The sequence below is a fragment of the Rhodoferax sp. GW821-FHT09E07 genome, assembly GCF_059416145.1.
The window spans coordinates 81,057-105,972 of sequence record NZ_JBWKOP010000009.1; the positions used below are offsets into that span (position 1 = coordinate 81,057).

Genomic DNA, 24,916 nt, shown 5'->3' on the forward strand with positions numbered 1-24,916 from the left:
CCGCATGAAACTCGCTACCTACCAAGATGGCTCCCGCGACGGGCAGCTGGTGGTCGTCTCCCGCGATCTGACCCAGGCGCATTACGCCACCCATATCGCCAATCGCCTGCAGCAGGTGCTGGACGACTGGAACTACCTCTCCCCCCAACTGCAAGACTTGTACGTGAGCCTGAACCACGGCCGCGCGCGCCATGCGTTCCCGTTTGATCCCGCCCTGTGCATGGCGCCGCTGCCGCGCGCCTACCAGTGGGCCGACGGCTCGGCGTACCTGAACCACGTGGAGCTGGTGCGCCAGGCCCGTGGTACCGAGGTGCCCGAAAGCTTTTACACCGACCCGCTGATGTACCAGGGCGGCAGCGACGACCTGGCCGGCCCGCAGGACGACATCGTCTGTGCCAACCCCGCCTGGGGCGTGGACTTCGAGGCTGAGCTGGCCGCCATCACCGGCGACGTGCCCCTGGGCTGCCCGCCCGACCGCGCGATTGATGCCGTGCGCCTGTTGGTGCTGGTGAATGACGTGACGCTGCGCAACCTGATCCCTGACGAGTTGGCCAAGGGCTTTGGCTTTGTGCAGAGCAAGCCCGCCACGGCGTTTGGCCCGGTGGCCGTGACGCCCGACGAACTGGGCGAAGCCTGGGCGCGTGGCCGCGTGCACCTGCCCGTGCAGTGCACCTGGAATGGCCGCAAGGTCGGCCTGTGCGAGGCCGGCAGCGACATGACCTTCCACTTTGGCCAGTTGATTGCCCACCTGGCCAAGACACGCCGTGTGCGGGCCGGTTCCATCATTGGCTCGGGCACCATCAGCAACAAGGGCGTGGCGCGCAAAAACCGCACCGACTGGCCCAATGGCTACAGCTGCATTGCCGAGAAGCGCGCCATGGAAACCCTCCAGGACGGCCAGCCCAGTACCGAATACATGCAGTACGGCGACACGATCCGCATCGAGGTCAAGGGCCGCGATGGCCAGAGCGTGTTTGGCGCCATCCTGCAGGAAGTCGTGCCGCCCGAGTTCAAGGGCCGCGCGCCCGCAGCGGCCCCCGTTGCCCCTGTCGCGACTGATGCCATTGCCGGGACATCTGACACTTCCGAACCACCCACCGAAACCCCAACTGAGACACCCGAATGAAAACACGTGCCGCCGTCGCCTGGAAAGCAGGCCAGCCCCTGACCATCGAAACCGTGGACCTGCAAGGCCCCAAGTTCGGCGAGGTGCTGGTCGAAATCAAAGCCACCGGCATCTGCCATACCGACTACTACACCCTGAGCGGCGCCGACCCCGAAGGCATCTTCCCCGCCATCCTGGGCCATGAAGGCGCAGGCATTGTGGTGGACGTGGGCCCCGGCGTGACCACGCTCAAAAAGGGCGACCACGTCATTCCGCTCTACACGCCCGAATGCCGCACCTGCAAGTTCTGCCTCAGCCGCAAGACCAACCTGTGCCAGCTGATCCGCGGCACCCAAGGCAAGGGCCTCATGCCCGATGCCACTTCGCGCTTCAGTCTGAATGGCGATCCCATCTTCCACTACATGGGCACCAGCACCTTCAGCAACTACACCGTGGCGCCCGAAATCTCGCTGGCCAAGATCCGCGACGACGCGCCCTTCGACAAGGTCTGCTACATCGGCTGCGGCGTCACCACCGGCATCGGCGCGGTGATCTTCACTGCCAAGGTGGAAGCCGGTGCCAACGCCGTGGTGTTTGGTCTGGGCGGCATTGGCCTGAACGTGATCCAGGGCCTGAAGATGGTGGGCGCGGACAAGATCATCGGCGTGGACCTGAACCCGGCCCGTGAAAAGATGGCGCGTGACTTCGGCATGACGCACTTCCTCAACCCCAAGGACATCGAGGCCGCAGGCGGCAACATCGTCGACGCGATTGTGCAACTGACCGATGGCGGCGCCGACTACAGCTTCGAGTGCATCGGCAACACCAAGGTCATGCGCCAGGCGCTGGAGTGCACGCACAAGGGGTGGGGCCGCAGCATCATCATCGGTGTGGCCGAAGCCGGTGCTGAAATCTCCACGCGCCCGTTCCAGCTGGTCACCGGCCGCAAATGGGAAGGCTCGGCCTTTGGCGGCGCACGTGGCCGCACCGATGTGCCCAAGATCGTGGACTGGTACATGGAAGGCAAGATCAACATTGACAGCCTCATCACGCACACCATGCCGCTGGAAGACATCAACCAGGGCTTTGACCTTATGAAGCGTGGTGAGTCGATCCGCGGTGTGGTGATTTACTGATGGCAGCATTGCCCAGGTTGGAATTGCTCAGCGAACACGCCTGCTTTGGTGGCGTGCAGCGTTACTACCAACACGCCTCCAGCACCATCGGCCTGCCCATGCGCTTCTCGGTGTTTCTGCCGCCGCAGGCGCAGCAGGGCGCGGTGCCGGCGGTCATGTACCTGGCCGGCCTGACCTGTACCGAAGAAACCTTCATGGCCAAAGGCGGTGCGCAGCGCGTGGCGGCCCAACTGGGGCTGGCGCTGATTGCGCCCGACACCAGCCCGCGCGGCGCCGGTGTGCCGGGCGAGGCCGAGTCCTGGGACTTTGGGGTGGGTGCCGGCTTTTACCTGGATGCCGTACAAGCACCGTGGGCCAAGCACTACCGCATGGAAAGCTACCTGCTGGACGAGTTGCTGCCGTTGGTGGGTGCGAGCCAGCCGGTCGATGTCAATCGCCTAGGCCTGTTTGGCCACTCCATGGGCGGCCATGGGGCATTGACTTTGGCGCTGCGCCATCCGCAGCGATTCCAAAGCCTGTCTGCCTTCGCGCCCATATGCGCACCCAGCCAGTGTCCCTGGGGACACAAGGCGTTTGCGGGCTACTTGGGCGAGGACCGCGCGGCCTGGGCCGCGCATGATGCGTCAGCCCTGATGGCCCAACGCAGCGCGCCGCTGTTCGCGCAGGGCATCCTCGTGGACCAGGGGCTGGCGGACAAGTTTCTGGACGTGCAACTGCACCCGCATCTGTTCGAGTCGGCGTGTGCCACGGCGGGCCAGCCTCTCACCTTGCGCCGCCACGCGGGTTACGACCACGGCTACTACTTCATCAGCACCTTCATGGAAGACCACCTGCGCCACCACGCGCAGGGGCTGGGCCTTTCGGTGTAATCAGGTGGCGGCGGCCACCTGTTGCACAAAAGTCTTGATGCCGCGCAGCATCATCTCAATCGCGACCGACACCAGCACCAAGCCCATCAGCCGTTCCACGGCCACGACCAGGCGCGTGCCAATCCAACGCTGAATGCGTTCGGCCGACACCAGCACTACGGCGCTGACCAACATGGTCACGCACAGCGCGCCGATCCACTCCATGCGCCGGTCGGGCTGCTGGGATACCAACAGCAAGACGGTCGCGAGGGCGGACGGGCCAGCGATGGCTGGCACCGCCAGGGGCACGATGAGCGGCTCCGCCATGAGTTCACCCTCGGTCGTGGCTGCAGGGGGAAACACCATGCGCAATGCGATCAGGAACAGGATCACGCCGCCGCCGATCTGCAGCGACAACTCGCTGAGGTTCATCACGCGCAAAAAGCTCTCGCCCACGAACATGAACGTCAGCAGCAGCGCAAACGCAATCAGGATCTCGCGCAGGATGACCTTGGGACGCCGTTCGGGCGCCACGTGTTTGAGCGCGTTGGCAAAAATGGGAATGTTGCCGACCGGATCCGTGATCAGGATCAGCAGAATGGTTGCCGAGGCGAAGGTGTAATTCATCATGGGAGCTGCGCTGGCATCGCCAGCGTCCTCAATCGGGGAAGCGCCCGAGAATAGCAGCGTCAGGCGTGTTCCGCCGCCTCCTGGCAAGCGATGCAGCGCTCTGCCTCGGGGGCTGCGTGCAGTCGCGCATCGGGGATGTCGATTCCGCAATCCACGCAGCGGCCATAGGTGCCTGCCTGCAGGCGCAGCAGCGCGGCTTCCACCTGGCGCAGCTCGGCGCTTTCGTGTTCGTCCAGCGCAAACTCCAGCTCTTTTTCACTCGCTGTCTGGGCGGTGGAGTCCTGGTTGGGGGCAAAGTGTTCGGCAGAGGCCTGGGTTCTGCTCGTGGCGTTGCCACCGCGCAGGGTGGCCAGTTGCGAGCGCAGGGCGTCGCGTTGCTCGAGCAGTTGCAGTTTAAAAAGTTCGTTGGTGGCCATCAGGTACTCCAGGGGAAAAGGGCAAAGTTGCGTTCCATGGGGAGCTTGCGCGCCTGGCGTCGTATCTGCATTGATGTGGGTCAAATGCCGGATGTGGCATGAGGGGCTTGTGGGGCCTGCGTCATAATTCAGCCCCATGTCCGCCCTCCAGTCCCTGCGCCAAACCCGAGCCATCGCCCGATGGATGCTGGTGTGGTTTGCGCTGTCGCTGGGCGCGGCGGTGGCCTCCCCGGTCGTCAACCCACAGGCGCTGACCCTGGTGTGTTCTGCCGCTGGGGTGGTGCAGCTCAAGGCTGGCGCCGATGGCGATGCGCCCCAACCCATGGGCCATACGCTGGATTGCGTGTTGTGCATGGTGGCAGGCGCTCCACCTGCGGCCGCGGTGGCCGTGCATGCGCCCGGCGCCCTCGCCCATGTGCAGCGCAGCGCCCTGGCCCAGCGCCCCGTGGGGGCTGTCGTGGCGGCCTCTGCCGCGCGCGGCCCGCCTGCGCTGGGCTGAACCCTCTCCTTTCTCTTTTATTTTTTGCGAAGCGCTGTCTCCTGGGCGGTGGTTCGCTTGCGCGTCCCCGCAGTGGGCTTGCGCCTCTTTGGTATTCCTTATGACTTCAAAATTTGCTATTCAATTGGTAGCTGCTTGTGCAGCATTGACGGGGGCTAGCGCCTCTTTTGCTCACGTAACGCTGCAAGACCCCGCCGCAGCGGCAGGTGCTGGCTACCGCGCCGTGCTGCAGGTCGGACATGGGTGTGGGGCTTCAGCCACCACCACCATCAAGGTCACGATTCCGGCTGGTTTCAACGCAGCCCAGCCCATGGTGAAGCCCGGCTGGGCGGTGTCCACCCAAGTGGGGCCGCTGGCCCAGCCCTATGACATGCACGGCACCCGCTACACCGAGGGCGTCCAGGAAATCACCTGGACCGCCAAGGGCGCCGAGAACGCCTTGCCCAGCGCGCTGTACGACGAGTTTGTGCTGCGCGGCACCACGCCACGCCAGCCCGGCACCTTGTGGTTCAAGGTCGTTCAGGTCTGCGAAGTCGGCCGCAACGAATGGGTGGAAATCCCGGCCGCCGGCCAGGACGCCCACAGTCTGAAGTCTCCCGCCGCCGCGCTGGAAGTGCTGGACGTCCAGGCCGCCGGCGGCCATGCCCACTGATTCGGCACCCTCAACCCAACGGAGCATTCCATGAAATCCCTGAAACTTTCCATCGCCACATTACTGATCGCTACCGTGGCCGCCCCCCTGTGGGCGCAGACCGTTGACGTCAGCGGCGCCTGGGCTCGCGCCACCGTGCAGGGCCAGAAGGCCAGCGGCGCCTTCATGCAGCTCACCGCCAAAGAGGGCACCCGGCTGGTAGCCGTCTCCACCCCGGTCGCAGGGGTGGCCGAAGTGCATGAGATGAAGATGGAGGGCGACGTGATGAAAATGCGCGCCGTCCCGGGCGGGCTGGAGCTGCCCGCGGGCAAACCGGTGACGTTGAGTCCGGGCGGCTACCACGTAATGCTGATGGACCTGAAGCTGCCACTGCGCAAGGACACCACCATCCCCATGACCCTGGTGTTCCAGGATGCCAAGGGCGTGGAGAGCAAGAAGGAGTTGCAGGTACCTGTGGCCACCAGCACCCCCATGCCGGGCAAACCCTGAGTGGGTACGGGGCTGTGGTGGTGGTCATGGCCCTTGCATTGGGTGTAAGCTGTGCGCAGTGGTCTGGTTCACAGGCCCATTGGAGCAACCATGAGCGATGCAGACACCTCCGGTTTTGGCAAGTTTGTCCCGGGCTTTGACTTTTTGCAGAACCTGGCCAAAGGTGCCGCCACCAACATTCCGCAAATGCCCAACCTCGCCAATTGGGTGGCCCCCACGCTGAATGTGGAGGAGCTGGACAAACGCATCGAAGAGCTCAAAAACGTGCACTTCTGGCTGGAGCAGAACTCCCGCGCACTGGGTGCCACCATCCAGGCGCTGGAGGTGCAGAAGATGACCCTGGCCACGCTCAAGGGCATGAACTTCAACATCGGCGACGTGGCCAATGCGCTCAAGCTCAAGGCGGCCGACTCGGTGGCCAGCAGCGTGCAGCGTGTGACCGAAAAAGCCGCATCGACTGCGAAGACTTTTTCTGATGTGACCGGCAACTCCAAATCCGCCAAGGCGGGTAGCGCTACCGGTCTGGTGGACCCCCTGCAACTGTGGGGCTCGCTGACCCAGCAGTTCCAGAACATTGCTGCCAGCGCCATGAAAGAGGCCACGACCAAAACTGCGGTGGACATGACGAAGAACATGGCCTCCGGTCTGGCCAAGGAAGCGCTCAAGTCGGCTACTGCGGCGGGCAAAAAGGCCGTGACCAAGCGCCCCGCTGCGCGTAAAACCACCGCCCGCAAGACCACGGGCCGCTAAGCCCTCACCTCGTCGTCCAGGCGCAGGCGTATGTCCCTGTTTCCGTACGCCCACGCAACCCACCCGCAATGGCCCATGGCCGCTGCATTGGTGTTGGCGCAGTTGCGCGCACAGATGACGCTGCCAGGTTACGCCACCGCACCGAGCCTTGCCTTGCTCTACATCACCGACCACTACGCCCCCCATGCCCAGGACATCCTGGAGCATCTGAGCGGCGAACTGCCGTTGGTGACCGACTGGTCGGGCACCGTGGGCATTGGTATTGCATCGAACAACGTGGAATATTTTGACGAACCGGCTCTGGCCGTGATGCTGCTGGAACTGCCCAGCCACCAGTACCGCGTGTTCTCAGGCATTGCGCCGTTGGGGCTGGGCTTTGAGGCCCATACCGCGCTGGTGCATGCCGACGGCGAGACGCCCGACCTTGCGGAACTCATCGACGAGATGGCACGGCGCACCGACAGCGGTTACCTGTTTGGCGGCCTTTCCAGCAGCCGCACCCAGAGCGTGCAATTTGCCGTGGCGGCCGATGGCAACCTCAGCGGCCATGGCGCCGCCAGCGGGGTGTTCACCGGGGGCTTGAGTGGCGTGGCGTTTGGCGAGGGGGTGGACCTGGTGTCGCGCGTTACCCAGGGCTGCAAGCCTGTGTCGCCCACCCATGTGGTGACGCAGGCCGCACATAACGTGGTGGTGGCGCTGGATGGGGAGCCCGCGCTGGATGTGATGCTGCGTGATCTGGGGGTGTCGCTGGAGCGGCCGCAAGAGGCGCTGGACGTGGTCCGTGCCACGCTGGTGGGACTGGTGCAACCGCAAGAGGGAGCCGCCAACGATAGCGCTGCCGTGCGCCAGACCGGCAATTTTGGCAACGATGTGACCGTGCGCCACATCATTGGCCTGGATCCGGGACGGCGTGGCGTAGCCGTGGCCGATCAGGTGCAGGAGGGTGCGCAGCTGACGTTTTGTCAGCGCAACATGCAGGCCGCCAAGGCGGACCTGATGCGTATCTGCGCCGAGGTGCGCGAGGAGCTGGAGCCGCAGGAGCAGACGCTGGAGGTGGCCACGGCCCTGCAGCAAAGCGAGCTGGAAGCTGCACCCCACCCGGCACGCCGCATCGCCGGTGCGCTGTATGTGAGCTGCTCGGGCCGTGGTGGCCCGCACTTTGGCGGACCCAGTGCAGAGATGCACATCGTGCGCCGTGCGTTGGGCGATGTGCCGCTCGTCGGTTTTTTTGCGGGTGGTGAGATTAGCCACCGCCATGTGTTTGGCTATACCGGGGTGCTCACGGTATTTACTGCGTCTGGGTAAGCGCCTGACCATCAGGACCGTTGGAACAAAAAAAGAGGAGAGACTGGATGGGACATCTGAAAATTGCGACCCGCTTGTACGGCGGCTTTGGTGCCTTGGCCGCCGTGCTGCTGGCCATGGCGGTGCTGGCCCTCACGCAGATGGCCTCCATGAATGTCAGCTCGAGTGATATTGCCAACAACTGGTTGCCCAGTGTGGAAGCTGCCAATAAGATCAACACCGCATTTGCCAACTTCCGCATTTCCGAAATGCAGCACGTGACCAATGTGGGCGATGCGGGCATGGCCGAAGCCGAGAAGACCATGGCCACGGCCCAGTCCAAGCTGGATGAAGCCCGCAAGGTCTACGAACCGCTGATCAGTTCCGACGAAGAGCGTGCGCTCTACCAGGGCTTCAGCGAGGACTGGCAGCAGTACATGAAGTTGCATGACCAGTTGATCGAGGCGTCCAAGCGCAACAGCAAAGCCATCGCACGGACCATCATGGAGGGCGAGTCCAAGAAGATGTACAACAAAGCTGGCGAGGCTTTGGACAAGATCATTCTGCTCAACCACCTGGGTTCCGATCAATCAGCCAAGTCGGCCGCCTCTGCTTACACCTCGGCGCGCAGCATCATGGTCGGCGCCGTGGTCCTGGCCCTGGTGCTGGCCAGCGTGGCGGCCACGCTGATCACCCGCTCCATCACCCGTCCGTTGGGCAATGCCTTGAATGTGGCGCAGGAGGTGGCGGCCGGTGACCTGTCGAGTCAGGTCGCAGTGGATTCCCGGGACGAACTGGGCCAGTTGTTGCAAGCCATGAAGACCATGCAGGCCAGTTTGGTGAAGGTTGTGAGCAGCGTGCGCAGCGGTTCTGAATCGGTGTCCACGGCAAGTGCGGAGATAGCGCAAGGCAACCACGACCTGAGCGCGCGCACGGAACAGCAAGCCAGTGCGCTGGAAGAAACCGCCGCCAGCATGGAAGAACTCAACTCTGCGGTGAAACAAAACGCCGACAACGCCCGCCAGGCCAACCAGCTGGCGCAAAGCGCCAGCGCAGTGGCCGTGCAGGGCGGTGAAGTGGTGGGCCAGGTGGTGGAAACCATGAAAGGCATCAACGACGCCTCGCGCAAGATCAGCGACATCATCAGCGTGATCGACGGCATCGCCTTTCAGACCAACATCCTGGCGCTGAACGCTGCCGTGGAAGCGGCCCGCGCGGGCGAACAAGGCCGTGGCTTTGCGGTGGTGGCCTCCGAAGTACGCAGCCTGGCAGGGCGTAGCGCCGAAGCCGCCAAAGAAATCAAGAGCCTGATCAACGCCAGCGTAGAGCGGGTGGAGCAAGGCACCACGCTGGTGGACAAGGCGGGCGAGACGATGACCGAAGTCGTCACCAGCATCAGGCGGGTGACGGACATCATGGGAGAGATCAGCGCAGCGAGCAATGAGCAAAGCGCGGGCGTATCGCAGGTGGGAGAGGCGATCACACAGATGGACCACACCACGCAGCAGAACGCAGCGCTGGTGGAGCAAATGGCGGCGGCTGCCAGCAGCCTGAAGTCCCAGGCGCAGGACCTGGTGCAGGTTGTCGCTGTGTTCCGACTCGCCGAGGGACAAGGGGCCAGTCCGGCAGCCCAGTCGACCCCGGTTAAGGCCCTTGAGAAGGCAGTGGAGGCCCCCACCAAACCTCAACAACGTCCAGCGGTGTCGAAGCCTGCGGCGGTATCCAAGCCCGCGCCCGTCAAGGTCCCAGCGCTGGCAGCGGTGTTGCCCAAGACCAGCGCGCGGCTGGTGCCCGCCGGTGGGGACGAGGACTGGGAGACCTTCTGAACGACGCCTACACGCCGCGCGCGCGGTCGGCGTGGAACTGCTGGATGAAGGCGCCAAAGCGGCCCGCATCCAGTGCATCGCGGATTTCCTGCATCAGGTTCAGGTAGTAGTGCAGGTTGTGCACGCTGGCCAGCATGGGGCCCAGCATCTCGCCGCAGCGGTCCAGGTGGTGCAGGTAGGCGCGGCTAAAGCCTTCGCGCCCGCCGTTCGCCCAGCTCACGCCGCTGGTGCCCGCACAGGCGTAGCAGGTGCAGGTCACATCCAATGGCTGTTCGTCGCTCTTGTGGCGTGCATTACGAATCTTCAAATCACCATAGCGGCTGAACAGGGTGCCGTTGCGCGCGTTGCGGGTGGGCATCACGCAGTCGAACATGTCGATGCCGTTTTGCACACCGGCAATCAGGTCTTCCGGTGTGCCCACGCCCATCAGGTAGTGCGGCTTGTGCTTGGGCAGCTTGGGGCCAATGTGCTTGAGCACGCGCATCATGTCTTCCTTGGGCTCGCCCACCGACAGGCCGCCGACCGCAATGCCGGGGAAGTCCAGTGCCTCCAGCCCGGCCAATGATTCGTCGCGCAGATGCTCGAACATGCCACCCTGCACGATGCCAAACAGCGCATTGGGGTTGTTCAGCCGGGCAAACTCGTCCTGGCAACGCTTGGCCCAGCGTAAGCTGAGTTCCATGGAGCTGCGCGCTTCGCGCTCGGTCGTGATCTGGCCCTTGGTCTTGGGTTCGACTGACAGGTAAGGCGTGCACTCGTCGAACTGCATCACGATGTCGGAGTTCAGCGTGGTCTGGATCTGCATGCTGATTTCGGGCGTCAGGAACAGCTTGTCGCCGTTCACGGGAGACGCGAACTTCACGCCTTCCTCGCTGATCTTGCGCATCTCGCCCAGTGACCAGACCTGGAAGCCGCCGGAGTCGGTCAGGATGGGTTTGTCCCATTTCTCGAACTGGTGCAGCCCGCCAAATTTCTCCACGACATCCAGGCCCGGGCGCATCCACAAGTGGAAGGTGTTGCCCAGGATGATTTGTGCATTCATGTCGTGCAGGCTGCGCGGCATGACGCCCTTGACTGTGCCATAGGTGCCCACGGGCATGAAGATGGGGGTTTCCACCACGCCGTGGTTCAGCGTCAGGCGGCCGCGGCGCGCGTGGCTGCCCAGGTAGGCGCCGTCGGCGGTGGCGGGATCGTCCTTCAGCAGGTCGAATTTCAGGCGGGGCAGGTCAGAGGTGGCAGTCATGGCGCGTGGTTCACAGAGGCAAAGCGGGACCGGGTATTGTCCCCGAACCCGCCCAGAACGCTATCGGGGTGGCTCAGGCTTGCCGGCGCACGCCTGTGGTGTGCAGGATCAGCCCCTCCAGCCGCTTCCAGAAGCGCAGGCGTTCCAGCACCGGGTTCAGCACATTGGTGACCACGCAGTAGTCCGAATCGCGGGCACCACGGTGGTGGCGGCCATGTGCGCGCGGCGTCTGCAAGATGCGCCATTGCTGCAGGGTGTGGACCAGTGCGCCTTTCTCCTGCCGGTTCTGGTGCGTCCATTTGTGCAACTGGTTGGCATTCGCCGTGAGCAGGGCAAATACACACACACCCGTGTTCAGGCAGCCCAGCCCCCAGGCCAGGGCCAGCATCAGACCCGAGAGCAGCACCAGGTCCCACGAGCTTTGCCACCAGGTTTTGGTCAGGAAGGCGCGGGGCTTGTGGTGGTGCAGTCGGTTGTCCTCGGCCACCCGCGCCAGCCACTTGCCCAGCAGCGGCATGTCGGCATGCACATAGGCATCTTCAAACCAGTGCACCAGGCCTGAGACCAGATCTGCCACCAACACGCCCACCGCCACTTGCATCACCCACATACATCGCTCCTGGCCAGGGCGAAGGCCCCTGCAACGGAGGCGAGTGTCGAAAACTATGCGTTCAACACGGGTGTTTGCTTACCAAGTATCGCCAGGCGATACCTTGGGCGGAATGGCTTGGTGCCGGCAGGCGGGGTTCAGGCCGCGCGCTGCAGCAGCATGGCGTCGCCATAGCTGAAGAAGCGGTAGCCGCGTGCAATGGCGTCGCGGTACAGGCCCATGATGTGCTCGTAGCCCGCAAAGGCGCTCACCAGCATCATCAGGCTGCTCTTGGGCAGGTGGAAGTTGGTCACCAGCACATCAATCAGTTGGAACTCAAAGCCCGGCGTGATGAAGATGGTGGTGTCGCCGCTGGCGAGCCCGGTTTTGGCCCAGCTTTCCAGCGTGCGCACGGTGGTGGTGCCCACGGCCACCACCCGGCCGCCGCGCGCCTTGCAGGCGGCTATGGCGGCCTGGGTCTCGGCGGGCACGTTGTACCACTCGCTGTGCATGTGGTGCTCGGCCAGGTTTTCGGTCTTGACCGGCTGGAAGGTGCCAGCGCCCACATGCAGCGTCACATGCGCGCGCTGCACGCCCATGGCATCCAGCTGGGCAAACAGCGCCTCGTCAAAGTGGAGTGCAGCCGTGGGGGCGGCCACGGCGCCGGGGTTTTTCGCAAACACGGTCTGGTAGCGCTGCACGTCTTCGGGTGAATCGCTGTGGGTGATGTACGGGGGCAGCGGCACATGGCCGTGGCGCTCCATCAGTGTGTAGGGGTCGTCCCCTTGGTCGTTGCTGAGCACAAAGCGGTAGATCGGGCCGTCCACATTCGGCCAGCGGCCCAGCAGCGTGGCGCTGAGGTCGTCGTCAAAGCCAGGCGCGCAGACCATCTTGATGGTGGCGCCCACCTCAGGCTTCTTGCTCACGCGCATATGGGCCGCCACCTGGTTGCCGCCCAGCACGCGCTCGATGAGCAGCTCCACCTTGCCACCCGTGGACTTTTCGCCAAACAGGCGTGCGTTGATGACCTTGGTGTCGTTGAAGACCAGCAGGTCACCGGCCTTCAATAGACCGGGCAGCTCGCGAAAAATGCGGTCCACCGAAGCAGCACCCGTGCCATCCAGCAGGCGCGAGCCTGAACGCTCGGCGGCGGGGTGCTGGGCAATCAGGGTTTCGGGGAGTTCAAAGTCAAAATCGCTCAGGGCGAAGGCACGCTGGGTGCCGGGGAAGAAAGCTTGCATGCTGCTTGAGGGCCGGACAGGCCCGTTCCAAGAAAAAGACAGGGCAGAATTGTCCCATGCCCAAGAAACCCGCCGCCCGCACCGATGACGCCGCCAAGGAAGGCACGGCGGGCGGGGCTGGCGACACCAAATCCCCCGCGCAAAAAGCGCTGGAGAAACTGGGCCTGAAACGCGACATTGACCTGGCACTGCACCTGCCGCTGCGCTACGAGGACGAGACCCGCATCGTCAAGCTGAGCGAGGTGCGTGACGGTCAGCAAGCGCAGATCGAGGCCGTGGTGACGCACCAGGAGGTGACGTTTCGCCCGCGCCGCCAGCTCATCGTGACGGTGGACGATGGATCTGGCACCTGCACGCTGCGGTTTTTCAGCTTCTACGGCTCGCAGCAAAAGGCGCTGGCGGTGGGCAACCGCATCCGCGTGCGCGGCGAGGTGAAGGGCGGCTTCATGGGCCGCACCATGCTGCATCCCAGTTTCCGGGCCGCTGGCGGCAGCCTGCCCACGGCGCTCACACCCATCTACCCCACGGTGGCCGGCCTGCCCCAGCCCTACCTGCGCAAGGCCGTGCTGGCAGGCTTGGCACGCTCGGATCTGTCGGACACCTTTGCGCCCGGTGATCTGGATGTGCTGCACCACGGAATCGGCCACCAGCCCTTGTGGACACTGCGCCAGGCGCTACACTTTTTGCACCACCCCACGCCCGATGTGTCGCTGGACACGCTGGAAGACCACAGCCACCCGGCCTGGCAGCGCCTGAAGGCCGAGGAGTTGCTGGCCCAGCAGATCAGCCAGTTGCAAAGCCGGCGCGAGCGCGCGGCGCTGCGTGCGCCCGTGTTGCGCGCCGTGCTGGGTGGCACGCTGCATGCGCGCCTGCTCAAGGCCTTGCCGTTCGGGCTGACGGGTGCGCAGCAACGCGTGGGCGAGGAAATTGCGCATGACATGGGGCGCCACATTCCCATGCACCGCCTGTTGCAGGGCGATGTGGGCGCCGGCAAGACCGTGGTGGCCGCGCTGGCCGCTGCCACCTGCATCGACGCGGGCTGGCAGTGTGCGCTGATGGCGCCTACCGAGATATTGGCTGAGCAGCACTTCCGCAAGCTGCTGGGCTGGCTGGAGCCGCTGGGCATTACGACCGCCTGGCTCACCGGCACGCAAAAGACCAAGGAGCGCCGCGCCATGCTGGCGCTGATCGAGAGCGGCGAGGCCCAACTGGTGGTGGGCACGCACGCCATCATCCAGGAGAAGGTGAAGTTCAAGAACCTGGCGCTGGCCATCATCGACGAGCAGCACCGCTTTGGCGTGGCCCAACGCCTGGCGCTGCGCAACAAGCTGCAGCACGATGCGATGGAGCCGCACATGCTGATGATGACGGCGACGCCGATTCCCAGAACCTTGGCGATGAGCTATTACGCGGACCTGGATGTCTCCACACTGGACGAGTTGCCACCCGGGCGCACGCCCATCGTCACCAAGGTAGTGAGCGACCACCGGCGCGACGAGGTGATCGAGCGCATCCGCGGCCAGATTGCCCAGGGTCGACAGGTGTACTGGGTGTGCCCGCTCATCGAAGAGAGCGAGGCGCTGGACCTGACCAACGCCACACAAACCCATGCAGACCTGGCCGAGGCGCTGCAGGGTGCCACGCGCGCCGATGGCCAGCCCGTGCTCATAGGGCTGTTGCACTCGCGTATGCATGTGGACGACAAAAAGGCCGTCATGGGCGCGTTCACCGCGGGGCTGATGTCGGTGCTGGTCAGCACCACGGTCATTGAAGTGGGGGTGGATGTGCCCAACGCCTCGCTCATGGTGATTGAGCATGCCGAGCGCTTTGGCCTCTCGCAGTTGCACCAGTTGCGCGGCCGCGTGGGGCGCGGCGCGGCGGCCTCGGCCTGCGTGCTGCTGTACTCCACCGGCGATGCGCCGCGCCTGGGCGAGGCCGCGCGCGAGCGCCTGCGCGCCATGGCCGAGACCAACGATGGCTTCGAGATCGCGCGGCGCGACCTGGAGATTCGCGGGCCTGGCGAATTCCTGGGCGCACGCCAAAGCGGCGAGGCCATGCTGCGCTTTGCCGACCTGGCTACGGATACCGCGCTGCTGGAGTGGGCACGGGCCGAGGCGCCCATGCTGCTGGACCGTTACCCGCACCTGGCCCACAAGCATGTGGCGCGCTGGTTGGGCGGCAAGGCCGAGTACCTCAAAGCTTGAAGCCTATGCCCCAGACCTGCTACGCTAGGCGCGGGCTATTTCGGCGGCGACGGTGGCGTTTCTTGTGAAAACAAGGCCTGGCCCCCGTCCATGTTGCGCCAGTAGCTCCTAAAACAATAGCGTTTTGTCGTTGCCAAGAAAGCCTGCCCATGCCTTCTACTGCCATTCCCGCGTTCAACCCCGAGCTTGACCTGTCGCTGGAGCGGGTGGTGCCCATGGCCCCTTCGCTGGTCTGGGCTGCCTGGACCCAACCCCAGCACGTGGTGCACTGGTTCACCCCCGCACCTTGGCAAACGGTGGACTGCGAGATTGACCTGCGCCCCGGTGGCATCTTCCGCACCACCATGCGCTCGCCCGAAGGGCAGGACAACGACCACACGGGCTGCTACCTCGAGGTGGTGGAAAACCAGCGCCTGGTGTGGACCGATGCGCTGGGCCCGGGCTACCGCCCAGCGAACAACCCCTTTGTCACGGCCAGCATCACGCTGCAGCCCGAGGGCAGCGGCACGCGCTACACCGCCCTGGTGCAGCACAAGGACGCAGCCACCCGCCAGCAGCACGAGGCTATGGGTTTTACTCACGGCTGGAGCACGGCGCTGGACCAGCTGGTGGCCTACATGCAGGGGCTGCGCGCATGAATGAGCAGTGGCTGTGGATCATCTGGTTGGTGGGGTTTGCAACCCTGCTGGTGGGGGGCGCGTATGGGTATGTGGAATACCAGGCATCTTTGCTGAAGACCCGCACCACGGCTATTCCCGGCGGTCTGCGCTTCAGCGCCCACGGGTTGACGGTAGAGGTGCACCGCAGTGCGCAGCAACTGGTGGTGCAAACGTCCCACGGGCGTTACGTGCACCAGGCCCTGGAGGGCGGGGAAGAGCAGGAGCAGCAAGGCAGCCTCAAGGTGACCCTGCCTGCGCCGGGCCTGCGCATCGAGGTGTCGCGTGCCATGCGCAAGCTGCCCGACCAGGAGGAGCCCCAGCCCACCGGGCTGTGCACCATCGAGTTCCATGCGTCTGACGAAATGGCCTTTGCGGCCGAAGGCAAGAGCGGAGGTGAGCGCTCCGCCCTGCGCATGGACCATGTGCACGAAAAAATCGCCATGGGCTTCAACCAGTTCGCCGGGCAGGTGCGGGTGTGGGTGGAAAAGCTGGAGAAAAACCTGGCGCAACAGGCCCAGCTGGCACAGCAGAAGCTGGATGCCGAAGCGGCGGAAGCCAAGCGCCTGGCACGCGCGCAAAAGGCGGCGGGCCAGGCCGCGGTGGGTGAGCTCGAGCCCACGGAGCAGATTGCCCAGTGGCGCCAGAGCGCAGGTTTCAGCGGCACCAGCGAAGTGGGCTACAACCCGGACGGCAAGATTGACTGGTTCATTGACCTCGATACGCGGGGCCGCATCACGCTGTACGCGAACAAGCTGCTGATCCACACCAACCTGCTGGGCGCCAAGGTGACATCCCTGGGGGCCGAGCTGGAAATTGGCGTACGCGATGAATACTGGTCCGAGGCCGAGCCCGAACTCCAGGTCTTTCGCATGTTCAAGGGGGCGCACTCGGACGTGCGCCGGGCGTGGAAGGAGCGTCTGGAAATCCTCTGCGACAAGCTGCGCAGCGGTGAAATTTCGGTACGCTAAATCCCGGTCCCATGCCAGAGAACTCCGTGAAGATGCCCCCCATTCCCGCGCGCTGGTTGCGGCCGGTGTTGCTGTGCGCCGCACTGCTGCTGTCAGCGTTGACGGCGCAGGCTGTGCCCTGCCAGAAGACGGTGCGCTGGTACGACGATGTGCCGTATTCCTACCGCACGGCCGATGGGCAGCTCGCAGGCCTGGGCATTGATGTGACCCGGGAGGTGCTGAGCCGCATGGGCTGCGAGGCCCGGTTTGTGGAATTGCCCTGGGCCCGCGCACTGCTGGAGCTGGAAGCTGGGCGACTCGACATCCTGCCGGGCGCCCTGAAGACACCCGAGCGCGAGCGCTTTGCCTATTTTTCCCGCCCCACAAACCGCTCGCCCAATGTGCTGTTCGTGGGCAAGGCTGCTGCCGGCAAGTACCGCATCCAGCGGCTTGCCGACATTGTTGGCACCGATTTCAGGCTGGGCATCCAGCTGGGCGTGGCCTATGGACCGGATTACAAGGCCCTGCAGGACCACGCCGACTTTCAGGCGCGTCTGACCCCGGTCACCTTGCGCCGCAATGCCTGGGCCATGATTGAGCTGGGCCGCCTGGACGGGCTGATTGCCGACGAGACCACGGGCCTTGTCGAACTGCAACAGCTGGGCCTGACCCAGGCCATGGTGAGGACCAAGGTGGTGACATCGGCAGAGCCAGCACAGACGGCCATTGGCAAGGCTTCCAACACGGCCGAATTTGCCGAGGCCTTTGACAAGGCGCTGGGCAGCATGCTGTCGGACGGCAGCTTCAAAACGATCCGCGAGCGGTATGTGCCGTGCCCCGCTTCGGCGGACCAGATTGGTTGTCGCTAGGTGCGCATGGGGTTCGGGTTGCGTGCGCGCTGGGTCGCGCTGGCGGGCAATACGCGCGGTGTGCTGCTGGTGGTACTGGCCATGGCCTGCTGGGCCGTGCTGGACGCCTGCAACAAGCGGCTGATGGCCACCGGCATTGCGCCTAAACAGGTGCTGTTTTTGCAGGCTACCGTGGTGCTGGCTATGCTGGCGCCCGTAGTGGCGTGGACGCGCGGACGCCTCATCGCCACGCGCCAGCCGCGCATTCACCTGCTGCGGGCAGGCTTCATCGTCACCTCCGCTTGGTGTGCGGCCTACGCCGTGTCGCACCTGCCGCTGGCCGAGGCCAGCGCCTACCTGATGACGGGCTCCCTCTTCATGCTGCCCTTGGGCGTGTGGTTGCTGGGTGAGCAGCCGCACTGGCTGCGTTGGATGGGCGTGGTGGTGGGTTTTGGCGGGGTGCTGGTGATCTTGCAACCCGGGGCCGAGGCATTCCACCCTGCAGCATTCGTTGCGCTGTTTGGCGCGCTCATGGAGTCCATGCTGGGTGTGGTGCTCAAGAAATATTCAGGCCAGGAGCACCCGATTGCGGTGCTGACCTGGAGCCAGGTGGCCTGCTGGCTCACTTTTGGCACCTTCACGGGTTTCACGCTGCCCAGCGTGTCGCCGGACCTGTGGTGGCTGCTGCCCGTGGTGGGTGTGTCGGCGGCCGGCATTTACCTGAGCTACTTTTTTGCCTACCGCGCGGGCGATGCCTCGGCGGTGGAGGCGGGCAGCTTCTCGCTGCTGCTGTTCAGTCCCACGCTGGGTTGGCTGCTGTTTGCGGAGGCGCCGGATCTGGCCTTTTGGTTGGGGGCGGGCCTCCTGGTGTGTGGGATTGCGCTGGTCATAGTGGAACCCACAGGCCGGGTGGGAGGAGAATAGCGCCATGACCCTGACCGAACTCAAATACATCGTGGCCGTGGCACGTGAGCGGCACTTTGGCAAAGCGGCCGAAGCCTGCTACGTCTCGCAGCCCACGCTGTCGGTGGCGGTGAAGAAACTGGAAGAGGAACTGGACGTCAAACTCTTCGAGCGCAGCGCCAACGAGGTGACCGTGACGCCGTTAGGCGAAGAGATCGTGCGCCAGGCACAAAGCGTGCTGGAGCAGGCCGCCAACATCAAAGACATCGCCAAGCGCGGCAAGGACCCACTGGCCGGTCCCCTGAAACTGGGCGTGATTTACACCATCGCGCCCTACCTGCTGCCGGACCTGGTGCGCCAGGTCATCACCAAGTCGCCCCAGATGCCGCTGGTGCTGCAGGAGAACTTCACCGTCAAGCTGCTGGAAATGCTGCGCACCGGCGAGATCGACTGCGCCATCCTGGCCGAGCCCTTCCCCGACACGGGCTTGGCGCTGGCGCCGCTGTACGACGAGCCGTTTTTTGCCGCCGTGCCCACCAGCCATGCGCTGGCCAAGCAAGACAGCGTGACCACCGAAGAGCTCAAGAGCGAGACCATGCTGCTCTTGGGCAATGGCCACTGCTTCCGCGACCACGTGCTGGAGGTGTGCCCCGAGTTCGCGCGTTTCTCCAGTGACGCAGAAGGCATCCGCAAGAGTTTTGAAGGTTCATCGCTGGAAACCATCAAACACATGGTGGCCGCGGGCATGGGCATCACCCTGGTGCCGCGCCTCTCCGTGCCCAAGGATGCGTTTGAGACCAAGAAGCGCCGCGGCGACGAACCCTTTGTGAAATACCTGCCGGTGCAGGACGGCAAGCTGCCTCCGCCCACGCGCCGCGTGGTGCTGGCGTGGCGGCGCAGTTTCACCCGCTACGAGGCTATTGCCGCGCTGCGCAACGCGGTCTATGGCTGCGAACTGCCCGGTGTCACGCGTTTGTCCTGATTTTTGAGCAAAATGGGCCACAAGCCCCCGTCAATATTTGGCTTGTAGCTCTCTTATTCATAGCAAATCTGTGCCCTCCTTTTTTTCCTCCAAGCGCTCCCTTTACCTGGACCTGATTCGCTGGAACCGCCCCGCGGGCTGGCTGCTGCTGCTGTGGCCCACGCTGAGTGCGCTGTGGCTGGCGGCGGGTGGTTTCCCCGGCTGGCACCTACTGGCCGTGTTCACGCTGGGCACCATACTCATGCGCAGCGCGGGCTGCTGCGTCAACGACGTGGCCGACCGCGAGTTCGACAAACACGTGAAACGCACGGCACAGCGCCCAGTGACCAGCGGGCGAATCTCCACGCGCGAGGCGCTGGCCGTGGGCGCCGTGCTGGCGCTGGCCGCCTTTGGCCTGGTGTTGACGACGAACGCCGCCACGATTTCCTGGTCATTTGCCGCACTGGCCGTGGCCCTGGTCTACCCCTATGCCAAGCGCTATGTCTCCATGCCGCAGGCGGTGCTGGGTGTGGCCTTCAGTTTTGGCATTCCCATGGCCTTAGCCGCCGTTACGGGGGCGGTGCCTTGGCAGGCCTGGGCACTTTTGGTCGGCAACCTGTTTTGGGTGCTGGCCTACGACACCGAGTACGCCATGGTGGACCGGGATGACGACCTGAAGATCGGCATGAAGACTTCGGCCATCACGCTGGGCCGTTGGGACGTAACGGCTGTGCTGGGGTTCTACGTTGTCTACCTGGCGCTGTGGTCCTGGCTGGTGCAGTCGGCGCTGGTGCGCCCCTGGGCCTGGTGGTTGGGTGTGGCGGTGGCGGGGGCGCAGGTGGTCTGGCACGGCACGCTGATCGCCGACCGCAGCCGTGAGGGGTGCTTCAAGGCTTTCCGCCTCAACCACTGGGTGGGATTTGCGGTGTTTGTGGGGCTGGCGCTGGCTATTGGAATGTAAATCGGGGGCGTAAAAAAGCCCGCACTGGGCGGGCTTTTGGGGGAGCGGCTGGCTCTTACTTCGCGTCCGCCATGCACTTCTTGATGTGGGCGTTCTTGGCAGCGCCGTGCAGCTTCTTGTCGGCAGCCGACTTTTCGCAGGCGGGGCTGGGCGCCGGGGCCGCACTGGCGGCTGGTGCGGCGGCGGCGCCATCGCCCTTCATGCATTCATCGCGTTTCTTTTTGTACTCGTCACCTTTGAGGCCCTTGGCCTCCGAGCTGCAGGTGGCCAGCTTGCTCTTGGCAGCGGCGGGTTTTGGGTCAGCGGCGTGTGCGCCACCCACGGCCAAAGCAAGACCCAGAGCCACGAGGGAGATCAGTTGTTTCATCAGTCGTCCTATCAAAAAGTGGCAGCGAGGCCGCCGTTGCAGAAAACCCCTAACGGTTTGAAGCTTATAACGAAAAGATGACAGCGCCGTTGACCGCTGGTCGGGGTTTCGGGGCAGCCCCGTAAAATCGGCAGATGCTCACTGTCAAACACGACCTTCTGCAGGCGCTGGCCGCCTGTCTGGACACCCTCTCCCCTGGCGCGGGTGCCAAAGCCGCCTTCGAATCCCCCAAAGTGGCGGCCCACGGCGATTTCGCCACCACGGCCGCCATGCAACTGGCCAAGCCGCTGAAGCAAAATCCCCGCGCCCTGGCAGAGAGCCTGCGCACCGCGCTGCTGGCCACACCCGTGTATGCCCAGTGGGTGCAGGACATCGAGATCGCCGGCCCCGGCTTCATCAACATCCGCCTGAAACCCGCGGCCAAGCAGGAAATCGTGCGCGAGGTGCTGGGCCAGGCCGCCCAGTTTGGCTACCAGCCCTCCAACGGCCAGCGCGTGCTGGTCGAATTTGTGTCGGCCAACCCCACGGGCCCGCTGCACGTGGGCCATGGCCGCCAGGCCGCGCTGGGGGATGCCATCTGCAACCTGCTGGAAACCCAGGGGTGGAATGTGTACCGCGAGTTCTATTACAACGACGCGGGCGTGCAGATTGGCACCTTGGCCAGCAGCACCCATCTGCGCGCCCAGGGCTTCAAGCCCGGTGACGACCAATGGCCCAGCGGCGAGAAGGCCGCAGCCTACAACGGCGACTACATCGCCGACATTGCCGCCGACTTCCTGGCGGGCAAGACCGTCAAGTCCGACGACCGTGAGTTCACTGCCAGTGGCGACATCGACGACCTGGACGGCATGCGCCAGTTCGCCGTGGCCTACCTGCGCCACGAGCAGGACCTGGACCTGCAGGCGTTTGCGGTGAGGTTCGACAACTACTACCTGGAAAGCAGCCTCTACACCAGCGGCCGCGTGGACGACGCGGTGAAGCGCCTGCAGGCCGCCGGCAAGACGTACGAGCAGGACGGCGCGCTGTGGCTCAAGAGCACCGACTATGGCGACGACAAGGATCGCGTCATGCGCAAGCAGGACGGAACCTACACCTACTTTGTGCCCGATGTGGCGTACCACATCGCCAAGTGGGAGCGTGGCTTCACCAAGGTGGTGAACATCCAGGGTACGGACCACCACGGCACCATCGCCCGCGTGCGCGCCGGCCTGCAGGCCGCAGGCGTGGGCATTCCCCAGGGCTACCCTGACTACGTGCTGCACACCATGGTGCGCGTGGTCAAGGGCGGCGAAGAGGTGAAGATCAGCAAGCGCGCGGGCAGCTATGTGACGTTGCGCGACCTCGTCGAATGGACCAGCAAGGACGCCGTGCGCTTCTTCCTGTTGTCCCGCAAGCCCGACACCGAATACACCTTCGACGTGGACCTGGCCGTCACCAAGAACAACGACAACCCGGTGTACTACGTGCAGTACGCGCATGCGCGTATCTGCTCGGTGCTGGCCACCTGGGGTGGGGATGTAGCCAGCCTCAAGGGTGTGGACCTGTCGGCGCTGGACAGCCCGCAGGCCCAGGCCCTGATGCTGCTCTTGGCCAAGTACCCCGAGATGCTGACCGCCGCAGCGGCCGACAACGCGCCGCATGACGTGACCTTCTACCTGCGCGAACTGGCCGCCAGCTACCACAGCTACTACGATGCCGAGCGCATCCTGGTGGACGACGAAGCGGTAAAACTGGCGCGTCTGGCGCTCGTCGCAGCCACCGCGCAGGTATTGCACAATGGCTTGGCGGCGCTGGGCGTGAGTGCCCCGCAAAAGATGTGAGACTTGGGGGTCAGACCACTTGCCTAGCAATGTGCTGTGACCCTCACTGATTAAGAGAGAGAAAGCAGCACATGAAGTTTGAACGTGGCGGAACCATTGTGGGTTTCATCGTCGGTGTGGTGGTGGGCCTGGGGGCCGCGTTGGCCGTGGCGGTGTACGTCACCAAGGTGCCCGTGCCTTTCATCAACAAGAGCCAGAGCCGCAGCGCCGACCAGGACGCGGCCGAAGCCCAGAAGAACAAGAACTGGGATCCCAACGCGCTGCTCTACGGCAAGAACCCTGCGCCTGCGGTGCCCACTGCTGCCGCACCGGCCTCTGCCGCGTCGGGCGCCAAGGCCGCCAAGCCGGAGACAAAGGCAGACGTCAAAGCCGATGCCAAGACCGATGGCAAGGCAGACCCCAAGGATGCCAAGGCCGCCAAGCCGGACGCCAAGGGCGAACTCAAACCCGCTGTGTCGGCAGACCCCCTGGGCGACCTGGCGAAGGCCAAGGCGGGCGCAGCCAGCGAGGCCGATGCATTCACCTACTTTGTGCAGGTGGGCGCATTCCGTACCGCTGAAGATGCGGAGGCCCACCGCGCCAAGCTGTCGCTCAGCGGCATTGAGACCAAGATCTCCGAGCGCGAGCAGTCGGGCCGCCCGGTGTTCCGCGTGCGGGTAGGCCCGTTCGACAAAAAGGACGACGCCGACAAAGCCAAAGACAAGCTGGACAAGAGCGGTCTGGAAACCGCCTTGGTGCGCGTGCAGCGCTAAGCAGCGCTGGAACTTTCCCCGCCCAGTCCACTCCCATCCAGGCACTTTGGAGCTTTTGAACCCATGAAACGTCGCGTATTTACCCAAGCCGCCACTGGCGCCGCCATCGCATCTTCCGCCCTGTGGGCCGCCAGCGCCCAGGCACAGGCCAAAGCCCCGCAAGCGGGCACTGATTACCAGCCTGTGGACCCCCGCGCTCCCGTGGAGGCCCCTGCTGGCAAGGTCGAGGTGGTGGAGTTCTTCTGGTACAGCTGCCCGCACTGCAATGCGTTTGAACCCACCTTGCAGGCCTGGATTCCCAAGCTGCCCAAGGACGTGTCCTTCCGCCGCGTGCCTGTGGCTTTCCAGGACAGCTTTGTGCCCCAGCAGCGCCTGTACTACGCGCTGGAGGCCATGGGCCTGGTGGAAAAGCTGCACTCCAAGGTGTTTGCCGCCATCCATGTGGAGAGGCAAAACCTCAGCGGTGGTGATGCCATCGTCGAATGGGTGGCCAAGCAGGGCGTGGACAAGGCCAAATTTGTCGAGCAGTACAGCTCGTTCAGCGTGGCTACCAAGGCGACCAAGGCCGCCCAGCTACAAAACGCCTACAAGGTGGAAGGCGTGCCCGCCCTGGGTGTGGCTGGCCGTTACTACACCGATGGCTCCATCGCCGGCAACATGCAGCGCGCGCTGCAGATCGTGGACGCGCTGATCGTCCAAGCGCGTACCGCCCGCTAAAAAACACGCCTCTGCGCGGGCCGCAGAGGCAATCCACAGGGCTAGAATGATTTGTCATTCAACCCCTTTGTGGAGAGTTTCCCCATGGCACATCAGAAGTACCGGCTGGTCACCCGCAGTGATTTTGATGGGCTGGTGTGTGCGGTGCTGCTCAACGAGCTGGACCTGATCGACGAGATCAAATTCGTCCACCCCAAGGACATGCAGGATGGCAAGGTGGAGGTGTCCGACCGCGACATCACCACCAACCTGCCCTATGTGCCCGGCGTGCACCTGGCTTTTGACCACCACGAGTCCGAGACCGTGCGCAACACGGGCGAGCGCCCCAACCACATCATCCTGCCCGACGCCGATTCGGCCGCGCGCGTGGTGTTCGACCACTATGGCGGCGCCAGCCGCTTTCCGGCCCGCTTCCACGACATGATGGAAGCCGTGGACAAGGGCGATTCGGCCCGCTTCAGCCACGACGAGATCATGAACCCCACGGGCTGGGTGCTGCTCAACTACCTGATGGACTCGCGCACTGGACTGGGCCGCTTCCGTGAATTCCGCGTCAGCAACTACCAGCTGATGATGGATTTGATCCAGTACTGCCGCCACCACGGCATTGACGAGATTCTGCAGCTGCCCGATGTGGTGGAGCGCGTGGAGCTGTACTTTGACCACGCCGCCAAGGCCAAGGAGCAGCTGCTGCGCTGCTCCACCGTGCATGGCAACCTGCTGGTGCTGGACCTGCGCAACGAAGACACCATTTTTGCAGTGAACCGTTTCATGGTCTACGCGCTGTTCCCGCAGACCAATATTTCCATCCACGTGTTGTGGGGTCTGCAGAAGCAGAACACCGTGTTTGCCACCGGCAAGTCCATCACCAACCGCAGCTCCAAAACCAATATCGGCGAGCTGATGTTGTCCTACGGCGGGGGCGGCCATGCCAATGCGGGCACCTGCCAGGTGGAGAACGACCGGGCTGCCGAAGTGTTGCAGGCGTTGGTCAAAAAAATTAACGCCGACGGCTGAACCCGCCAAGGCGCGAAATGCGCAAAGCGCTCGGTACAATGGCCGAAGCGCT

General features: G+C 64.3%; 26 protein-coding genes. 20 read left to right on the forward strand and 6 right to left on the reverse strand.

What is annotated here, in order from left to right; all coding sequences use genetic code 11:
* The first annotated feature begins 4 nt into the window (after positions 1-4).
* Genes AC07OE_RS18195 through fghA form a run of 3 tightly spaced genes read left to right on the forward strand, consistent with a single transcriptional unit; the run spans position 5 to position 3,110 of the window.
* Positions 5-1,126: a fumarylacetoacetate hydrolase family protein gene (locus AC07OE_RS18195; RefSeq protein ID WP_495071988.1), complete on the forward strand. Its 1,122-nt coding sequence runs from the start codon at positions 5-7 to the stop codon at positions 1,124-1,126.
* Positions 1,123-2,241 (forward strand): S-(hydroxymethyl)glutathione dehydrogenase/class III alcohol dehydrogenase, encoded by a 1,119-nt coding sequence (locus AC07OE_RS18200; RefSeq protein WP_495071989.1) that lies wholly within the window; start codon positions 1,123-1,125, stop codon positions 2,239-2,241. Before AC07OE_RS18195 ends, AC07OE_RS18200 begins: the two co-directional genes overlap by 4 nt.
* Entirely contained in the window at positions 2,241-3,110 is an 870-nt protein-coding gene (gene fghA / locus AC07OE_RS18205) for an S-formylglutathione hydrolase (RefSeq protein WP_495071990.1), read from the forward strand. The genes AC07OE_RS18200 and fghA overlap by 1 nt, the downstream gene beginning before the upstream one ends.
* Here the strand turns inward: fghA and AC07OE_RS18210 are convergent, their stop codons facing one another.
* Both AC07OE_RS18210 and AC07OE_RS18215 read right to left on the reverse strand, forming a co-directional pair.
* Positions 3,111-3,716: a MarC family protein gene (locus AC07OE_RS18210; RefSeq protein WP_495071991.1), complete on the reverse strand. Its 606-nt coding sequence runs from the start codon at positions 3,714-3,716 to the stop codon at positions 3,111-3,113.
* Positions 3,717-3,778: 62 nt separating this feature from the next.
* Positions 3,779-4,135 (reverse strand): TraR/DksA family transcriptional regulator, encoded by a 357-nt coding sequence (locus tag AC07OE_RS18215; protein WP_495071992.1) that lies wholly within the window; start codon positions 4,133-4,135, stop codon positions 3,779-3,781.
* A gap of 136 nt (positions 4,136-4,271) precedes the next feature.
* Here AC07OE_RS18215 and AC07OE_RS18220 point away from each other — a divergent pair, with 136 nt between their 5' ends.
* From AC07OE_RS18220 to AC07OE_RS18245, 6 genes are all read left to right on the forward strand, one after another.
* Positions 4,272-4,634 carry a hypothetical protein gene (locus AC07OE_RS18220; protein ID WP_495071993.1) on the forward strand — a complete coding sequence of 121 codons (363 nt, stop codon included), beginning with the start codon at positions 4,272-4,274 and terminating at the stop codon, positions 4,632-4,634.
* A 100-nt stretch (positions 4,635-4,734) separates the two neighbouring features.
* Positions 4,735-5,286: a YcnI family copper-binding membrane protein gene (locus tag AC07OE_RS18225; RefSeq protein ID WP_495071994.1), complete on the forward strand. Its 552-nt coding sequence runs from the start codon at positions 4,735-4,737 to the stop codon at positions 5,284-5,286.
* Between the two features lie 30 nt (positions 5,287-5,316).
* Positions 5,317-5,775 (forward strand): copper chaperone PCu(A)C, encoded by a 459-nt coding sequence (locus AC07OE_RS18230; RefSeq protein ID WP_495071995.1) that lies wholly within the window; start codon positions 5,317-5,319, stop codon positions 5,773-5,775.
* 90 nt (positions 5,776-5,865) lie between these two features.
* Positions 5,866-6,525 carry a PhaM family polyhydroxyalkanoate granule multifunctional regulatory protein gene (locus AC07OE_RS18235; protein ID WP_495071996.1) on the forward strand — a complete coding sequence of 220 codons (660 nt, stop codon included), beginning with the start codon at positions 5,866-5,868 and terminating at the stop codon, positions 6,523-6,525.
* Positions 6,526-6,555: 30 nt separating this feature from the next.
* Positions 6,556-7,830, forward strand: a complete 1,275-nt coding sequence (locus tag AC07OE_RS18240) for an FIST signal transduction protein (protein WP_495071997.1) — start codon at positions 6,556-6,558, stop codon at positions 7,828-7,830.
* 47 nt (positions 7,831-7,877) lie between these two features.
* Positions 7,878-9,635, forward strand: a complete 1,758-nt coding sequence (locus AC07OE_RS18245) for a methyl-accepting chemotaxis protein (protein ID WP_495071998.1) — start codon at positions 7,878-7,880, stop codon at positions 9,633-9,635.
* A gap of 7 nt (positions 9,636-9,642) precedes the next feature.
* Here AC07OE_RS18245 and tgt read toward each other — a convergent pair whose 3' ends face one another.
* From tgt to queA, 3 genes are all read right to left on the reverse strand, one after another.
* Positions 9,643-10,878 carry a tRNA guanosine(34) transglycosylase Tgt gene (tgt, locus tag AC07OE_RS18250; protein WP_495071999.1) on the reverse strand — a complete coding sequence of 412 codons (1,236 nt, stop codon included), beginning with the start codon at positions 10,876-10,878 and terminating at the stop codon, positions 9,643-9,645.
* A 73-nt stretch (positions 10,879-10,951) separates the two neighbouring features.
* Positions 10,952-11,488 (reverse strand): fatty acid desaturase CarF family protein, encoded by a 537-nt coding sequence (locus AC07OE_RS18255; protein ID WP_495072000.1) that lies wholly within the window; start codon positions 11,486-11,488, stop codon positions 10,952-10,954.
* 137 nt (positions 11,489-11,625) lie between these two features.
* Positions 11,626-12,708 carry a tRNA preQ1(34) S-adenosylmethionine ribosyltransferase-isomerase QueA gene (gene queA / locus AC07OE_RS18260; protein WP_495072001.1) on the reverse strand — a complete coding sequence of 361 codons (1,083 nt, stop codon included), beginning with the start codon at positions 12,706-12,708 and terminating at the stop codon, positions 11,626-11,628.
* 56 nt (positions 12,709-12,764) lie between these two features.
* On the opposite strand from queA, the gene recG reads away from it, so the two are divergent.
* From recG to ubiA, 7 genes are all read left to right on the forward strand, one after another.
* The gene (recG, locus tag AC07OE_RS18265; RefSeq protein ID WP_495072002.1) at positions 12,765-14,912 is read left to right on the forward strand and encodes an ATP-dependent DNA helicase RecG; all 2,148 of its coding nucleotides are present in this window, start codon (positions 12,765-12,767) and stop codon (positions 14,910-14,912) included.
* 149 nt (positions 14,913-15,061) lie between these two features.
* Positions 15,062-15,550: an SRPBCC family protein gene (locus AC07OE_RS18270; RefSeq protein WP_495072003.1), complete on the forward strand. Its 489-nt coding sequence runs from the start codon at positions 15,062-15,064 to the stop codon at positions 15,548-15,550.
* Positions 15,547-16,539 (forward strand): hypothetical protein, encoded by a 993-nt coding sequence (locus AC07OE_RS18275; RefSeq protein WP_495072004.1) that lies wholly within the window; start codon positions 15,547-15,549, stop codon positions 16,537-16,539. The genes AC07OE_RS18270 and AC07OE_RS18275 overlap by 4 nt, the downstream gene beginning before the upstream one ends.
* Before the next feature lie 32 nt (positions 16,540-16,571).
* Positions 16,572-17,387 (forward strand): substrate-binding periplasmic protein, encoded by an 816-nt coding sequence (locus AC07OE_RS18280; RefSeq protein ID WP_495072077.1) that lies wholly within the window; start codon positions 16,572-16,574, stop codon positions 17,385-17,387.
* Between the two features lie 6 nt (positions 17,388-17,393).
* Complete coding sequence (locus AC07OE_RS18285; protein WP_495072005.1) at positions 17,394-18,290, forward strand: DMT family transporter; 897 nt, start codon at positions 17,394-17,396, stop codon at positions 18,288-18,290.
* Positions 18,291-18,294: 4 nt separating this feature from the next.
* Positions 18,295-19,251: a LysR substrate-binding domain-containing protein gene (locus AC07OE_RS18290; protein ID WP_495072006.1), complete on the forward strand. Its 957-nt coding sequence runs from the start codon at positions 18,295-18,297 to the stop codon at positions 19,249-19,251.
* 70 nt (positions 19,252-19,321) lie between these two features.
* Positions 19,322-20,191: a 4-hydroxybenzoate octaprenyltransferase gene (ubiA, locus tag AC07OE_RS18295; RefSeq protein ID WP_495072007.1), complete on the forward strand. Its 870-nt coding sequence runs from the start codon at positions 19,322-19,324 to the stop codon at positions 20,189-20,191.
* Positions 20,192-20,246: 55 nt separating this feature from the next.
* Here ubiA and AC07OE_RS18300 read toward each other — a convergent pair whose 3' ends face one another.
* Positions 20,247-20,558 carry a hypothetical protein gene (locus AC07OE_RS18300; RefSeq protein ID WP_495072008.1) on the reverse strand — a complete coding sequence of 104 codons (312 nt, stop codon included), beginning with the start codon at positions 20,556-20,558 and terminating at the stop codon, positions 20,247-20,249.
* A 134-nt stretch (positions 20,559-20,692) separates the two neighbouring features.
* Between AC07OE_RS18300 and argS the strand changes: the two genes are divergently transcribed.
* From argS to AC07OE_RS18320, 4 genes are all read left to right on the forward strand, one after another.
* The gene (argS, locus tag AC07OE_RS18305) at positions 20,693-22,378 is read left to right on the forward strand and encodes an arginine--tRNA ligase (RefSeq protein ID WP_495072009.1); all 1,686 of its coding nucleotides are present in this window, start codon (positions 20,693-20,695) and stop codon (positions 22,376-22,378) included.
* A 71-nt stretch (positions 22,379-22,449) separates the two neighbouring features.
* The gene (locus AC07OE_RS18310) at positions 22,450-23,130 is read left to right on the forward strand and encodes an SPOR domain-containing protein (RefSeq protein ID WP_495072010.1); all 681 of its coding nucleotides are present in this window, start codon (positions 22,450-22,452) and stop codon (positions 23,128-23,130) included.
* 63 nt (positions 23,131-23,193) lie between these two features.
* The gene (locus AC07OE_RS18315) at positions 23,194-23,847 is read left to right on the forward strand and encodes a thiol:disulfide interchange protein DsbA/DsbL (RefSeq protein ID WP_495072011.1); all 654 of its coding nucleotides are present in this window, start codon (positions 23,194-23,196) and stop codon (positions 23,845-23,847) included.
* 84 nt (positions 23,848-23,931) lie between these two features.
* On the forward strand, positions 23,932-24,864 hold the full coding sequence (locus tag AC07OE_RS18320; protein ID WP_495072012.1) for an exopolyphosphatase: 933 nt from the start codon (positions 23,932-23,934) through the stop codon (positions 24,862-24,864).
* Positions 24,865-24,916: the final 52 nt, after the last annotated feature.

Bases quoted from the DNA above. Each gene is read 5' to 3' on its own strand.
- tgt (WP_495071999.1), bottom strand. From the start codon at position 10,878: ATGACTGCCACCTCTGACCTGCCCCGCCTGAAATTCGACCTGCTGAAG.
- AC07OE_RS18300 (WP_495072008.1), bottom strand. From the start codon at position 20,558: ATGAAACAACTGATCTCCCTCGTGGCTCTGGGTCTTGCTTTGGCCGTG.
- AC07OE_RS18255 (WP_495072000.1), bottom strand. From the start codon at position 11,488: ATGTGGGTGATGCAAGTGGCGGTGGGCGTGTTGGTGGCAGATCTGGTC.
- AC07OE_RS18195 (WP_495071988.1), top strand. From the start codon at position 5: ATGAAACTCGCTACCTACCAAGATGGCTCCCGCGACGGGCAGCTGGTG.
- AC07OE_RS18290 (WP_495072006.1), top strand. From the start codon at position 18,295: ATGACCCTGACCGAACTCAAATACATCGTGGCCGTGGCACGTGAGCGG.
- recG (WP_495072002.1), top strand. From the start codon at position 12,765: ATGCCCAAGAAACCCGCCGCCCGCACCGATGACGCCGCCAAGGAAGGC.
- argS (WP_495072009.1), top strand. From the start codon at position 20,693: ATGCTCACTGTCAAACACGACCTTCTGCAGGCGCTGGCCGCCTGTCTG.
- queA (WP_495072001.1), bottom strand. From the start codon at position 12,708: ATGCAAGCTTTCTTCCCCGGCACCCAGCGTGCCTTCGCCCTGAGCGAT.
- AC07OE_RS18240 (WP_495071997.1), top strand. From the start codon at position 6,556: ATGTCCCTGTTTCCGTACGCCCACGCAACCCACCCGCAATGGCCCATG.
- AC07OE_RS18315 (WP_495072011.1), top strand. From the start codon at position 23,194: ATGAAACGTCGCGTATTTACCCAAGCCGCCACTGGCGCCGCCATCGCA.
- AC07OE_RS18275 (WP_495072004.1), top strand. From the start codon at position 15,547: ATGAATGAGCAGTGGCTGTGGATCATCTGGTTGGTGGGGTTTGCAACC.
- AC07OE_RS18225 (WP_495071994.1), top strand. From the start codon at position 4,735: ATGACTTCAAAATTTGCTATTCAATTGGTAGCTGCTTGTGCAGCATTG.
- AC07OE_RS18200 (WP_495071989.1), top strand. From the start codon at position 1,123: ATGAAAACACGTGCCGCCGTCGCCTGGAAAGCAGGCCAGCCCCTGACC.
- AC07OE_RS18310 (WP_495072010.1), top strand. From the start codon at position 22,450: ATGAAGTTTGAACGTGGCGGAACCATTGTGGGTTTCATCGTCGGTGTG.
- AC07OE_RS18270 (WP_495072003.1), top strand. From the start codon at position 15,062: ATGCCTTCTACTGCCATTCCCGCGTTCAACCCCGAGCTTGACCTGTCG.
- fghA (WP_495071990.1), top strand. From the start codon at position 2,241: ATGGCAGCATTGCCCAGGTTGGAATTGCTCAGCGAACACGCCTGCTTT.
- AC07OE_RS18235 (WP_495071996.1), top strand. From the start codon at position 5,866: ATGAGCGATGCAGACACCTCCGGTTTTGGCAAGTTTGTCCCGGGCTTT.
- AC07OE_RS18245 (WP_495071998.1), top strand. From the start codon at position 7,878: ATGGGACATCTGAAAATTGCGACCCGCTTGTACGGCGGCTTTGGTGCC.
- AC07OE_RS18285 (WP_495072005.1), top strand. From the start codon at position 17,394: ATGGGGTTCGGGTTGCGTGCGCGCTGGGTCGCGCTGGCGGGCAATACG.
- AC07OE_RS18210 (WP_495071991.1), bottom strand. From the start codon at position 3,716: ATGAATTACACCTTCGCCTCGGCAACCATTCTGCTGATCCTGATCACG.
- AC07OE_RS18280 (WP_495072077.1), top strand. From the start codon at position 16,572: ATGCCCCCCATTCCCGCGCGCTGGTTGCGGCCGGTGTTGCTGTGCGCC.
- AC07OE_RS18230 (WP_495071995.1), top strand. From the start codon at position 5,317: ATGAAATCCCTGAAACTTTCCATCGCCACATTACTGATCGCTACCGTG.
- AC07OE_RS18220 (WP_495071993.1), top strand. From the start codon at position 4,272: ATGTCCGCCCTCCAGTCCCTGCGCCAAACCCGAGCCATCGCCCGATGG.
- AC07OE_RS18320 (WP_495072012.1), top strand. From the start codon at position 23,932: ATGGCACATCAGAAGTACCGGCTGGTCACCCGCAGTGATTTTGATGGG.
- AC07OE_RS18215 (WP_495071992.1), bottom strand. From the start codon at position 4,135: ATGGCCACCAACGAACTTTTTAAACTGCAACTGCTCGAGCAACGCGAC.